At 58.8% G+C, this 13,133-nt stretch carries 13 protein-coding genes; 5 read left to right on the forward strand and 8 right to left on the reverse strand.

The genetic code is table 11. The annotated features are described in order from the left end of the window. Window positions 1-146: 146 nt before the first annotated feature. From galM to modE, 5 genes are all read right to left on the reverse strand, one after another. A complete protein-coding gene (galM, locus tag ACMGGP_RS04745) occupies window positions 147-1,181 on the reverse strand; it encodes a galactose-1-epimerase (protein WP_157351713.1) in 1,035 nt (344 codons plus the stop codon). Next, window positions 1,175-2,323 (reverse strand): galactokinase, encoded by a 1,149-nt coding sequence (gene galK / locus ACMGGP_RS04750; RefSeq protein WP_498798218.1) that lies wholly within the window; start codon window positions 2,321-2,323, stop codon window positions 1,175-1,177. Before galK ends, galM begins: the two co-directional genes overlap by 7 nt. Further along, the gene (gene galT, locus ACMGGP_RS04755; RefSeq protein ID WP_010669661.1) at window positions 2,320-3,366 is read right to left on the reverse strand and encodes a galactose-1-phosphate uridylyltransferase; all 1,047 of its coding nucleotides are present in this window, start codon (window positions 3,364-3,366) and stop codon (window positions 2,320-2,322) included. The genes galK and galT overlap by 4 nt, the downstream gene beginning before the upstream one ends. Window positions 3,367-3,603: 237 nt before the next feature. Further along, window positions 3,604-5,076, reverse strand: coding sequence for a molybdate ABC transporter ATP-binding protein ModF (modF, locus tag ACMGGP_RS04760; protein ID WP_157351717.1), 1,473 nt, complete (start codon window positions 5,074-5,076; stop codon window positions 3,604-3,606). A 69-nt stretch (window positions 5,077-5,145) separates the two neighbouring features. Further along, complete coding sequence (modE, locus tag ACMGGP_RS04765) at window positions 5,146-5,928, reverse strand: molybdenum-dependent transcriptional regulator (RefSeq protein WP_400368398.1); 783 nt, start codon at window positions 5,926-5,928, stop codon at window positions 5,146-5,148. Between the two features lie 136 nt (window positions 5,929-6,064). On the opposite strand from modE, the gene ACMGGP_RS04770 reads away from it, so the two are divergent. From ACMGGP_RS04770 to modC, 4 genes are all read left to right on the forward strand, one after another. Next, window positions 6,065-6,220 (forward strand): AcrZ family multidrug efflux pump-associated protein, encoded by a 156-nt coding sequence (locus tag ACMGGP_RS04770; RefSeq protein ID WP_010260183.1) that lies wholly within the window; start codon window positions 6,065-6,067, stop codon window positions 6,218-6,220. Window positions 6,221-6,364: 144 nt separating this feature from the next. Continuing rightward, window positions 6,365-7,138: a molybdate ABC transporter substrate-binding protein gene (gene modA / locus ACMGGP_RS04775; RefSeq protein ID WP_498798219.1), complete on the forward strand. Its 774-nt coding sequence runs from the start codon at window positions 6,365-6,367 to the stop codon at window positions 7,136-7,138. After that, window positions 7,135-7,824 (forward strand): molybdate ABC transporter permease subunit, encoded by a 690-nt coding sequence (gene modB, locus ACMGGP_RS04780; RefSeq protein ID WP_010260189.1) that lies wholly within the window; start codon window positions 7,135-7,137, stop codon window positions 7,822-7,824. Before modA ends, modB begins: the two co-directional genes overlap by 4 nt. Continuing rightward, entirely contained in the window at window positions 7,824-8,882 is a 1,059-nt protein-coding gene (modC, locus tag ACMGGP_RS04785) for a molybdenum ABC transporter ATP-binding protein ModC (RefSeq protein WP_498798220.1), read from the forward strand. Before modB ends, modC begins: the two co-directional genes overlap by 1 nt. Here modC and ACMGGP_RS04790 read toward each other — a convergent pair whose 3' ends face one another. Further along, the gene (locus ACMGGP_RS04790; protein WP_010669666.1) at window positions 8,883-9,701 is read right to left on the reverse strand and encodes a pyridoxal phosphatase; all 819 of its coding nucleotides are present in this window, start codon (window positions 9,699-9,701) and stop codon (window positions 8,883-8,885) included. It abuts the gene before it with no gap. Window positions 9,702-9,856: 155 nt separating this feature from the next. Here ACMGGP_RS04790 and pgl point away from each other — a divergent pair, with 155 nt between their 5' ends. Beyond that, entirely contained in the window at window positions 9,857-10,858 is a 1,002-nt protein-coding gene (gene pgl / locus ACMGGP_RS04795) for a 6-phosphogluconolactonase (protein WP_498798221.1), read from the forward strand. 343 nt (window positions 10,859-11,201) lie between these two features. On the opposite strand, the gene ACMGGP_RS04800 is transcribed toward pgl, so the two are convergent. Then, window positions 11,202-11,678 (reverse strand): kinase inhibitor, encoded by a 477-nt coding sequence (locus tag ACMGGP_RS04800; protein ID WP_013357177.1) that lies wholly within the window; start codon window positions 11,676-11,678, stop codon window positions 11,202-11,204. A gap of 75 nt (window positions 11,679-11,753) precedes the next feature. After that, window positions 11,754-13,058 carry an adenosylmethionine--8-amino-7-oxononanoate transaminase gene (bioA, locus tag ACMGGP_RS04805; protein ID WP_498798222.1) on the reverse strand — a complete coding sequence of 435 codons (1,305 nt, stop codon included), beginning with the start codon at window positions 13,056-13,058 and terminating at the stop codon, window positions 11,754-11,756. Window positions 13,059-13,133: the final 75 nt, after the last annotated feature.

Raw genomic sequence — 13,133 nt, forward strand, 5'->3', positions numbered from 1 at the left:
AACTCCTTAATACTGTGATGTTTCTGTGAGATTGGAAACCTGCTGCTGCCCGCCTGACACGCGAGCTGATTGCGCCATACCATAACGGAAAAGCGGGCAGCGCGTAAGCCTGTGTGTGACGCACTGCGCGTTTTTCAGCCGGAGGCTCAGCGTGGCGTGAAGCGATAACGCGTCACGGATTCCCAGCGATCTCCCGGCTGCAGCCAGCAATCAGGCTGAGGCCATTCATCATGATTAGGCGAATCCGGTAAAAATTCGCTCTCCAGCGCAATACCCTGAAATGCAGTATAGCTCGCCTGTTCACGGGCACGGGTGCCTGCCAGGTAGTTGCCGGAGTAGAACTGCAACGCCGGTGCCGAAGTGGTCACGCTGAGCTGCAGTCTGCCATCTTCCGACCAGAGTTCTGCCGCAGGCTGAGTGTCGTCGCCTGCGCTGCTGAGCAGAAACGCATGGTCATAGCCCTTCACCGCTCGCTGGTCGTCGTCTGCCAGAAACTCCTGTGCCACGACTTTGGCCTCGCGGAAATCAAAACTGGTTCCGGCAACCTCTTTCAGCGGCGCATTCGGGATGCCTTCGCTGTCGACCGGCAGATAATGGTCGGCGTGCAGTTGTAAGCGATGCTGGCGGGCGTCGCCATGATGCGCATCAAGGTTAAAGTAGGCGTGGTTAGTCAGATTGACCGGGCAGGGCTGATCGCAGCGCGCTTCATAGCTAATGCTCAGGCAGTTCTGGTCATCCAGCTGATAGCGCAGATCGGCAATCAGATTGCCGGGATAGCCCTGATCGCCATCAGGCGAATCAATGCGGTAGTGCACCTCGCTGTCAGACTGGCTGACAATCTGCCAGCGGCGCTTATCAAAGCCTTCCGGTCCGCCATGCAGCTGATGTGCGCCCTGGTTCGGCACCAGCTGGCGGTTCAGTTTATTCAGTTTTGCCCCGGCGATGCGGTTAGCGTAGCGGCCGACCGTCGCGCCCAGATAGGCATCCTGATGCAGATAGTCAGAGGGCGTGGCGCAGCCGAGCAGCGCTTCACGCACCGTGCCATCCTGCATCGGCACGCGGGCGGAGAGCCAGGTTGCGCCCCAGTCCATAAAGGTGGCCAGCATGCCGTTGGCATTGCGCAGCACCGTTATGCGCCACGGCTGACCGTCGGGCGCATGGGAGTTGACGTCGTTCAGCATTGGCCAGCTCCTTCAGAGGCTTTGCAGACGTAGAAGGTCTCTTTGATGCCGGTTGCTGCTTCATACTGCTCCGCTACGGCGGCTTTGACCTGATCGACCAGATCCAGTGGCATCAGCGCGACGATACAGCCACCAAAGCCGCCGCCGGTCATACGCACGCCGCCGCGCTCACCGATCTGCGCTTTCACGATCTCTACCAGGGTATCGATCGGTGGCACGGTGATCTCAAAGTCGTCACGCATCGAGGCGTGAGATTCGGCCATCAGCTGGCCCATACGGGTCAGGTCGCCCTGCGTCAGCGCATCGGCTGCTTCCAGGGTGCGGGCGTTCTCGGTCAGGACGTGACGCACGCGTTTTGCCACCTGCGGGTTGAGCTGCGCCTGTGCCGCTTCAAACTCGGCCAGTTCAACGTCACGCAGCGCCTTCTTATTGAAGAAACGTGCGCCCGCTTCACACTGCTCACGACGCGTGTTGTATTCGCTGCCAACCAGGGTACGACGGAAGTTGGAGTTGATGATCACCACCGCGATATCTTCCGGCATCGACACCGGACGCGTGCCCAGCGTGCGGCAGTCGAGCAGCATGGCGTGATCTTTCCGGCCCAGCGCGGAGATCAGCTGGTCCATGATGCCGCAGTTACAGCCGACGAACTGGTTTTCCGCTTCCTGACCATTCACGGCAATGGCGGCGCCATCCAGCGGCAGATTATAGAGCTGCTGCACCACGGTGCCGACCGCCACTTCCAGCGACGCAGATGAGCTGAGGCCCGCGCCCTGAGGCACGTTGCCGCTGATCACCATATCGATACCGCCGAAATCGGCATGACGCTGCTGCAGATGTTTCACCACGCCGCGCACATAGTTGGCCCACATCGGTTCCTGCAGGCTGACGATCTCTTCATCGAGAGAGAATGTGTCCTGCGCATTTTCATAATCCGCAGCGACCACCCGAATCTGGCGATCGTCACGGCGGGCACAGGCAATCACCGTCTGGTAATCGATGGCGCACGGCAGCACGAAGCCGTCGTTATAGTCGGTATGCTCGCCAATCAGGTTAACGCGGCCCGGTGCCTGAATGGTATGCGTAGCGGCGTAACCGAAGGTGTCAGAGAAAAGCTGCTGCGTGATGGTTTTTAAGCTCATTGTTGTGCCTCACGGAAGTGAACGTCGCTGACAGAACGCAGACGTTCCGCCGCCTGTTCCGCCGTTAAATCGCGTTGGGTTTCGGCCAGCATTTCATAGCCAACCATAAATTTACGCACCGTTGCTGAGCGCAGCAGCGGCGGATAGAAGTGAGCATGCAACTGCCAGTGATCGTTGGCTTCGCCGTTAAACGGCGCGCCATGCCAGCCCATGGAGTAGGGGAATGAGCACTGGAACAGGTTGTCGTAGCGGCTGGTCAGCAGCTTAAGCGCCAGCGCCAGGTCGGTACGCTGCGCCTCATTGAGGTCGGTAATTCGTTTGACGTGCGCTTTCGGCAGCAGCAGGGTTTCAAACGGCCAGGCGGCCCACCACGGCACCACCGCCAGCCAGTGATCGGTTTCCACCACGGTGCGGCTGCCATCCTGCTGTTCGCGAGCCAGATAATCGACCAGCATCGGCGAGCCATGTTTAGCGAAATAGTCGCGCTGATGATCATCTTCACGCTGCGCTTCATTCGGCAGGAAGCTGTTGGCCCAGATCTGACCATGCGGATGCGGGTTGGAGCAGCCCATCGCCGCGCCTTTGTTCTCAAACACCTGCACCCACGGATAGTGCTGACCCAGATCGGCGGTCTCTGCCTGCCAGGTACGCACCACCTCTTCCAGCGCGTTCAGCGACATCTCCGGCAGGGTTTTGCTGTGATCGGGCGAGAAGCAGATGACCCGACTGGTGCCGCGAGCGCTTTCACAACGCATCAGGATATCGTCGCTCTCAGGCGCGTCTGGCGTGTCGGTCATCAGCGCAGCAAAGTCATTGGTAAAGACGTAGGTGCCCGCATAGTCCGGGTTTTTGTCGCCGGTGATGCGGGTGTTTCCGGCACACAGGAAGCAGTCCGGATCGTGCGCCGGTAACGTATTGACCGCCGGGGTTTCCTGCGCGCCTTGCCACGGACGTTTGGCCCGATGAGGTGAAACTAAAATCCATTGATCAATCAGTGGATTGTAACGGCGATGCGGGTGATCGACCGGGTTGAATTTTTCCATGTTAGATCCTGGTAAGCGTCAAAAGCCAAAGAGGCATCGGTAAAAAGTAGCACATCAGCGCGCCCGAAAGCGTGATCAAGTCTGGATAAATGGTATCGTTTACACAAGCTGAATATTCTTATTTCGTGGCATTGTGTGCGGATATATGGCGTGAAAGGTGATGTGGAATGGTAGCGCTTACACAAGGATGCTTTAAAACGCCGCAGCAGCGGCGTGGGGTGACGCGTTACAAGAGCCTTAGTGCAGGGTTTCCTGCTGATAGTGATAGCCGCCGTCATGGGCGATAAAGCTCAGGCGATGTGTGATGCAGGCGGGCGCATCTTCCGCGTGATGCGAAACAAACAGCAGTTGAGTCCGTCCCTCGCCAATCAGCACATCGACAAAGCGCCGCACCAGCTGGCGGTTAATCGGGTCGAGCCCCTGTAGTGGCTCATCCAGTATCAGTAGCGTCGGATGCTTAACCAGCGCGCGGGCAATCAGCACCAGCCGCTGCTGTCCCCATGAGAGCGAGTGGAACGGCGCATCGGCCTGTCCGTTATCCATCCCCAGCAGTGCCAGCCACTGCTGTGCCAGCGCTTTTTGCCGGTCAGAAGCCGCCTGATAGAGACCAATAGAGTCGAAGAAGCCCGACAGGATCACCGTGCGCACATTGGTGCTGACGCGGTAATCGAGATGCAGGCTGCTGCTGACATAGCCAATATGCTGCTTGATATCCCAGATGGTTTCACCACTGCCGCGACGGCGGCCAAACAGGGTTAAATCATTGCTGTAGCCCTGAGGATGATCGCCGGTCACCAGGCTGAGCAGGGTCGATTTTCCGGCGCCGTTCGGGCCGGTAATCTGCCAGTGCTCGCCGGCGTTGACCTGCCAGTTCAGCCCCTGAATTACTGGCTTATCGTTATACGAGACGGTGCCGTTGCGCAGGATAACGCGCGGCGCATCATCCGCCAGCGATGGCAGCTGATCCGGCGCATCCGCCTCAGGTAACGCCATTCCCATCAGCTGTTCACTGTGTGCCAGCTGCGCCACCAGCGCTTCCGTTAAAATAGCCTGGCGTGGCCCGCTGTGGGTGAGGGTGCACTCCGCCAGCACGCCAACCTGCTGAATGAAATCGGGAATATCGTCAAAGCGATTGAGCACCAGCACCAGGGTAAATGTCGGTTGCTGCAGGCCGCGCAGCGTGTCGGTCAGGCTGGCGCGCGACGCCACATCCAGCCCGTCAAACGGCTCATCCAGAATCAGCAAATCGGGCTGGTTCATCAATGCCTGACAGAGCAGGGTTTTGCGGGTTTCGCCGGTAGAGAGATATTTGAAGCGGCGTGAAAGCAGCGCTTCGATGCCGAACTGCTGTGCCAGCTGCTCGCAGCGCTCGGGCTGCTGCACCTCCGCCTGAATCACCTCTGCCACGGTCAGCCCGGTATCCTCTTCACCTTCGCTGAGCATATCGGTGTTGTTGCGCTGCCACTCCTGCGCCACCAGGGTTTGGAGCTGCTCCAGCGACAGCCGGACCGGCCGTCTGAAGTCGCTGCTGACTGAACCAGCCAGCGGCGGCAGTTCTCCAGAGAGTGCGCGCGCCAGTGATGATTTGCCGCTGCCGTTGGCTCCGACAAACGCCCAGCTTTCGCCGCGCTGCAGCTCCACCTGATTCAGGCTCAGTATCCGGGTATCGCTAAGACGAAATGTGCCTTGCGAAATGTGCAATGAAGCCATGTTCTGTTCCATTTTTTGCATCGTGTCACTGAGTTGTAACCATTGCCCGTAATGAAGTCAAATCAACCGCTAGAGCAGGGTGGCGACGATGGCGTGTTCCGCATTGAAACTGGCGATCACGGCGTCGCCGGGCTGCAGCCTGAGTTGCTGAAGCTGATCGTTGCTCAGGGTCGCGCACAGGGTTTCGCCGCTGGCGAGCTTCATCAGCACTTCACTCATCTGCTCGCCGGGTTCGATGGCACTGACCGTCGCTGCCAGCTGATTGTCATCCTGTGCGGCGTCACGACTGATGCGGATCCACGGCGCCTTGATCAGCACCAGCACCTCTTTACCGGCGGCCAGTTGCAGGCGATCGGCGCTACGCTGGGTCAGCGCCACATTAAGCTGCGTGACGCCATCGGCCAGTTGAATCAGCAGATGCTGGACCACCTGTTGCGCATCTTTACTGACGACGGTGCCAAACAGCTGGTTACGGGCGCTGGTCTGCAGCGAGAAGCGGGCGATGGCCGCCAGCAGACTGTCGAGCGGTAACGTATCCTGCTGCAGCGCATCAAAGGCTTTCTGCTGGATCTGCTCCATCAGCTGGAACAGCTGAATCAGGCGTTCACCGTAGCGGGTCAGCGTTGCGCCACCGCCGCCTTTACCACCGGTGGCCCGCTCTACCAGCGTTTCATCCGCCATCTGGTTCATCTCATTAATCGCATCCCAGGCACTTTTGTAGCTGATACCGGCCAGCTTCGCCCCCTGACTGATCGACCCGGTCTGCTGTACGCGTTTCAGCAGCTCAATACGTCGCGGATCGGCAAACAGTTTCTGTTGTAAACGGATATGAAGGGACAGTTCGGCTTCCATGACAGCTCCGGCAAAGGGTTAAGGCGAAGGCCGATGATAGCGGCGTTTTGTGACCAAAGTAAAAGCACGAAAAGGGCTGCGCAAAATTTTGCTGACCCGTTACAATCTCTTTTTTGTTAGCAGAGTGAGACTCTCCATGCTGGAACTACTTAAAAGCCTCGCCGTTGCCATACTGATGGTGCCTGTCGTGATGGCGCTGATGCTGGGCATGATTTATGGCCTGGGTGAAGTGTTTAACGTCATCTCTAAAATTGGTCATCGCGAAAAATCCTCAGCCCGTTCGCACAATTAATTGCTGCTACGCCCGCCATCTGCGCGGGCGTGGTCGTTTTTATCTCTCCTGATTTAACCTTTTGTTCCCCCTGCCGATAATTTACTGAACCTCACTGACATTGCGCTATATTATCCGCTACACAACGAATAGCCGGAGAAAATCATGTCATTTAAACACTATCGCTGGGGCGTCGCGGCCCTGATCACCGTTTCGCTGGTCGGGCAGGCTGTGGCTGCCGACAGCATCACTGTGTTTGCCGCGGCTTCACTGACCAACGCGATGCAGGATATTGCCAGCCGTTACAAGCAGGAAAAGGGGGTGACGGTGGTCTCTTCGTTTGCCTCCTCTTCAACGCTGGCGCGCCAGATTGAGCAGGGTGCTCCTGCCGATCTCTTTATCTCTGCCGATCAGCAGTGGATGGATGATGCGGTGGCGAAAAAAAGTGTGATTACCAGTAGCCGCTATACCCTGCTGGGCAACGATCTGGTATTGATTGCGCCACGCAGTGCTGACGCGAAAGCGGTGACGCTGGACCCGCAGACTGACTGGAAAACCTTGCTGCACGGTGAGCGTCTGGCAGTCGGCGATCCGGACCACGTTCCTGCGGGCATCTACGCCAAAGAGGCGCTGCAAAAGCTGGGTGCCTGGGAAGGCGTTGCGCCTTCGTTAGCGCCAGCCAATAATGTGCGGGCAGCGCTGGCGCTGGTCGAGCGTAATGAAACGCCCTATGGCATTGTCTACGGGTCTGACGCGGTCGCCAGCGACAAAGTGCAGGTCGTCGGGCATTTTCCGGCAACCAGCCATAAACCCGTAGAATATCCGATGGCGATAGTGAACGATCACGACAACGCCGCCGTTAAAGCGTTTTATGATTATCTGAAAGGGCCCCAGGCCGCGGCTATCTTTAAACATTACGGATTCACACCGACGAAATGATACTCAGCGATCCCGAATGGCAGGCGGTACTGCTTAGCCTTAAAGTCTCTGGCATAGCCGTGATAGGCAGTCTGCCGTTTGGCATCCTGATGGCCTGGATTCTGGTGCGCTGCCGTTTTCCTGGTAAAGCGCTGCTCGACAGCCTGATCCACCTGCCGCTAGTGCTGCCACCGGTGGTGGTGGGTTATCTGCTGCTGATTAGCCTTGGGCGGCGCGGCATCATAGGCGAAAAGCTTTATGACTGGTTTGGCTTCAGCTTTGCTTTCAGCTGGCGCGGTGCCGCACTGGCCTCTGCCGTGATCGCCTTTCCGTTGATGGTGCGTGCCATCCGGCTGGCGCTGGAGGCGGTGGATAGCCGGCTGGAGCAGGCGGCGCGCACGCTGGGCGCCGGACGCTGGCGGGTCTTTTTCACCATTACGCTCCCGCTGACGTTGCCAGGCGTGATCGTCGGTACGGTGCTGGCGTTTGCCCGATCGCTGGGCGAGTTCGGCGCCACCATCACCTTTGTTTCCAATATTCCCGGCGAGACGCGCACGCTGCCGCTGGCGATGTTTACCCTGATAGAGACACCGGGCGCGGAAGGGGCGGCGGCACGGCTCTGCGTCATCGCGATCGTGCTGGCCCTGGCGTCACTGCTGGCGTCGGAATGGCTGGCACGCGCAGGCCGTAAGCGGATGGGAAACTGATGCTATCACTCAACGTTATGCAGCAGCAGGGCGATCACGTGCTGGAGGTCGACCTGCAGATCCCGGCCAAAGGGATCACCGCTATTTTCGGCGTGTCAGGCGCCGGAAAAACCTCCCTGATCAACGCGATCAGCGGGCTGACTCAGCCGCAAAGGGGACGGATCCAGCTACACGATCGCCTGCTGTTTGATGCAGAGCAGAAGATTGCGCTGCCGCCGGAAAAACGGCGTATCGGTTATGTGTTTCAGGATGCGCGGCTGTTCCCGCACTATCGGGTCCGAGGCAACCTGCAATATGGTATGGCACCTAAGATGAAAGCGCAGTTCGACAGTCTGGTCTCTCTGCTGGGTCTGGAGGCGCTGCTGCCGCGCTTTCCGCTGTCGCTGTCGGGCGGGGAAAAGCAGCGGGTCGCGATTGGCCGTGCGCTGCTGACCGCACCGGATATGCTGCTGCTGGATGAGCCGCTGGCGTCACTGGATCTGCCACGCAAACGTGAACTGATGCCCTATCTGCAAAAGCTGGCGAAGCAGGTTGAGATTCCGATGCTCTACGTTTCGCACAGTCTGGAGGAGATCCTGCAGCTGGCTGATAACGTGCTGGTGCTGGATGCGGGCAAGGTCAAAGCCTTTGGTCCGCTGGAGCGGGTCTGGAGCAGCAGCGCGATGCGGCCCTGGCTGCCGGTGAGTGAACTGACCAGCGTGCTGCGGGTGCAGGTGCTGGAACAGCATCCCGACTATCCGATGACCGCGCTGTCGCTGGGCGATCAGCACATCTGGGTCAGCCGGGTGAATCAGCCGGTTAAAACCCCGCTGCGTATTCGCATTGCCTCGGCCGATGTCTCGCTGGCGCTGCAGCCGCCGCACAATACTTCCATCCGCAATATCCTGCCGGCACAGGTGGTGGAATTGCTGGAGGTCGGGGACCAGGTTGAGGTGAAGCTGCGCATCGGCATCAGCGAACTCTGGGCGCGCATTACGCCGTGGGCGCGGGATGAGCTGGGCATCCGGCCAGATCAGTGGCTTTATGCCCAGATCAAAAGCGTCTCGGTGACGCCCTGATTACAACACGTACTGATAGAGGGTATCGGCAATACCGGTTTCAAGGTTGGTGCCGATCACCATTTTCGCCCGCGCTTTGATCGCCTCATCGGCATTGCCCATCGCCACGCCCAGTCCGGCCGTTTCCAGCATGCTGAGATCGTTATAGTTATCACCGAACGCGATCACATCGGACATACTCAGCCCCAGTGATTCAACCCACTGCGCCAGTCGTTTGCCTTTGCTGTTGCCGCCTTTGGCGATATCGACCTGATCGTGCCACGACCATTCGCAGGCCAGCCCCAGTTCCGCTTCCACTCTGGTGGCGAACTGCTGCAGTTCCGGGATGTTGTTGTGCGACAGGGCAAACTTCCAGATCGAACCGGCGTCGCGTGCCGCCTGGGCCAGGTCGGGCACCTGGCGGAACAGTGGACGCTGGTGGGCGGGCAGCGATTCGGCCCACTTGAGGGTGCGCATCACGTGGCCGGTCGGGGTCTGATAGAGCATCGCATCATCCACGTAGAGCAACCCGTGAATCTGCTGCTGATTCAGCATCTCAATCACCTGCAACGCCAGCTGCGGGTCGAGGGGATCGGACGCCAGCACCTTTTTCGCCTGGTAATCATACAAATAGGTGCCATTACAGCAGATTGCGGGTGTATCCAGCTGTAACGCCTGATAAAAAGGGTGGATAGCGCAGTGATGGCGTCCGGTCACGATAGCGACATGAACGCCCGCCTGGCGTGCCTGATTTAGCGCTTCGATTGACTGCGGCAGAATCGTTTTGGCTGGGGTCAGCAGCGTGCCGTCGAGGTCGAGGGCAATTACACGGTAGCTCATTAATCCTCTCGTTTTTCCTGGTTTGCAGGGGCTGAAGTCTACACCTCACCACGGCCCGGAGACAAAAAACAGGGCACAAATGATCCCAGCGCAGGGCAATAAAACAGGCTACAGTGATTCACAGATCATGATCAGGCAGCAAAAAAGGAGAATGCATGAAACAAGTTGTCTACACCGCCAGTCCCGAGAGCCAGCAGATCCACGTCTGGCAGATGAATGATGAGGGCGGGCTGACGTTGCTTCAGGTGACCGATGTCGCCGGCCAGGTTCAGCCGATGGTGGTGAGTCCGAACCGCGATTTTCTCTATGTCGGTGTGCGTCCCAATTTCCGCGTGCTGGCGTTTCGCATTGCCGCCGATGGCACGCTGACCGAAGCGGGTCAGGCGCCGTTGCCCGGCAGTCCGACTCACATTTCCACCGATCGCCAGGGCAGGTTCCTGTTCTGCGGCTCCTACAATGATGCCAGCGTCAGCGTCAGCCCGATTGGCGATGACGGCATTCCGCAGGCCCCGCTGCAGGTGATCAGCGGACTGGATGGTTGTCACTCGGCCAACATCGATAATGACAACAAGACGCTCTACGTGCCGGCTCTGAAGCAGGACCGTATCTGTTTGTTTACGCTGGGCGAAGATGGTCATCTGACGCCGCGTAAACAGACGCAGGTCACGACGGTAGAAGGCGCTGGCCCGCGTCATATGCAGTTCCATCCGGGCGGCCAGTACGCTTACTGCGTGAACGAGCTCGACAGCACGGTTGAGGTGTGGGCATTAAATACGGGCGAAGGCGAAGCAGAAAGCGTTCAGACGCTGGATATGATGCCGCCTGACTTCAGCGGTACGCGCTGGGCAGCCGATATTCATCTGACGCCGGATGGCCGTTTCCTCTATGCCTGCGATCGCACCAGCAGCACGCTGGCAGTCTTCAGCGTCAGCGACCTGGGCGATGAGCTGACCCTGGAAGGGTTCCAGCCGACGGAAACGCAGCCGCGCGGATTTAATATCGATCACAGCGGACGCTATCTGGTGGCGGCGGGACAGAAATCTCATCACATCGAAGTTTATGCGATTACCGAACCGAAAGGGCTGCTAAAGCCGCTGGGACGTTATGCGGTGGGGCAGGGCCCGATGTGGGTTGTGATTCATCAGTTACAGGCGTAACCCGCTACGAAAAACGCCTCTCCTGTCAGGGAGAGGTATGAGATAGTTGACGAAGTCTGCCACAGCCCAGCTGTGAGATCGAGCAGACACAGGGAACTGCGTCAGATCGAAAAGACGCAAAAACCGCCATCCATGGCACGCTCTGCCCCCGCGATTACGCACCTCATCCCTGAGGTGCGCCCGTAGCCGGGCCAACGCTTTGCGTTGTTCAAAAACGCTCCCGGCGTTTTTGTCCCTGGGCGTGGGACGCTTTCCTCTTCTGACGCCGTTCCCTGCGTTTTGAGCTAATACGTTGCTGCCAGGTCACCCAGCCTTGGGTTTGCCAGTAGTCTGGCGTGCTGAATTACTGATAATTCACGGTCAGCGAGGCGCTCGCCAGTGCGTGGAAATGCACATTAAAGCCGACCATTGCGCCACTGGCGCCTTCATCTACTTCAATTGTCTCCACATCCAGCGCATGTACGGTGAAAATGTAGCGATGGGTTTCGCCCTGTGGCGGCGCCGCGCCACCGTAACCCGCCTGACCGAAATCGGTACGGGTCTGGATTGCGCCTGCTGGCAGTGACGCTTTGCCGGAACCGGCACCCTGCGGCAGTGACGTCGTGCTGGCCGGAATATTCGCCACCACCCAGTGCCACCAGCCGGAACCGGTCGGGGCATCAGGATCGTAGCAGGTCACCACAAAACTTTTGGTGCCTTCCGGCGCCGCTTCCCAGGCAAGGTGGGGAGAGATATTCTCGCCCTGATAACCCATGCCGTTGAAAACATGCTTTTCAGGCATCTTCTCGCCGTCATTAAAATCCTGACTAAAAACGCGCATCACATCTCCTTAATTGTCGATGAATAGCCTGTCATCATAACCAAAAGTGCCGTCAGTGCCAGCGGTCAGCCCGCTTCAGGCGGCAAAATATTGAGAATGCTCCAGTGCGCCGCCAATCGCCTGCACCAGCCTGCTCAGCGCCTGCGGCGTGATGATGTAGGGTGGCATCAGGTAGATCAGCCGGCCAAAAGGCCGGATCCAGACGCCCTGTTCAACAAAGAACTGCTGCAGCGCCGCCATATTAACCGCCTTATGGGTTTCCACTACGCCAATCGCGCCCAGCACGCGCACATCGGCCACCTGCGGTGAACTGCGCAGCGGCAGCAGCTCAGCCCGTAACTGCTGTTCGATCGCCGCCACCTGGCGCTGCCAGTGACCTTCCGCCAGCATGGTCAGGCTCTCCGCCGCGACCGCGCAGGCCAGCGGATTGCCCATAAAGGTCGGGCCATGCATAAAGCAGCCCGCCGCGCTGCGGCTGATGGTGTCCGCGACCTCGCGGCTGGTCAGGGTCGCCGCCAGCGTCATCATGCCACCGGTCAGCGCTTTGCCGACGCAGAGAATATCCGGGGTAATGCCCGCATGCTCGCAGGCGAAGAGTTTGCCGGTACGGCCAAACCCGGTGGCGATCTCATCTGCAATCAATAGCACGCCATAGCGATCACAGGCTTCCCGTACCTGCTGCAGATAGCGCGGATGGTAGAAACGCATGCCGCCCGCACCCTGCACAATCGGCTCCAGAATGACGGCTGCCAGTTGCCGGTGATGCTGTTCTATCAGCCTGGCGAAATCATCGAAATCAGGCTGGTGCCATTCATCATCAAAGCCGCAGGCCGGGGCCGCCGCAAAGTGATGCTCGGGCAGATAGCCGCGCCACAGGCTGTGCATCGAGTTCTCGGGATCGCACACCGACATCGCTGCAAAGGTATCGCCGTGATAGCCGCGTTTCAGCGTCAGGAACTGTTGACGCGTCTCGCCACGCCCCAGCCAGTACTGCAGCGCCATCTTCATCGACACTTCCACCGCCACCGAGCCTGAATCGGCCAGGAAGACGCACTCCAGCGCCTCAGGTGTCATCGCCACCAGCTGACGGCAGAGCGCCACCGCCGCCGGATGGGTAATGCCGCCAAACATCACGTGCGACATCTGGGTGACCTGCTCTGTGAGTGCCCGGTTCAGGCGCGGATGGTTGTAACCGTGGATCGCCGCCCACCACGAGGACATCCCATCCACCAGCTCACGGCCATCGGCCAGTTGCAGCTGAAAACCCTGTGCGGCGACCACCGGGTAGCAGGGCAGCGGATCCTGCATCGAGGTGTAGGGATGCCAGATATGCTGGCGGTCAAAGCGGGCATCGTCTGAGGAGAAAACGGGGATAGTCATCGGAGTTGTAAACCAAAATAAAAAAATATAGTTTACAAGTATAACCCTGCTTTTCGTCGGGATGACACCCTTTTT

Origin of the sequence: Curtobacterium sp. BNK-1 (genome assembly GCF_048685235.1) — a bacterium.
GTDB classification, from domain to species: domain Bacteria; phylum Pseudomonadota; class Gammaproteobacteria; order Enterobacterales; family Enterobacteriaceae; genus Pantoea; species Pantoea agglomerans.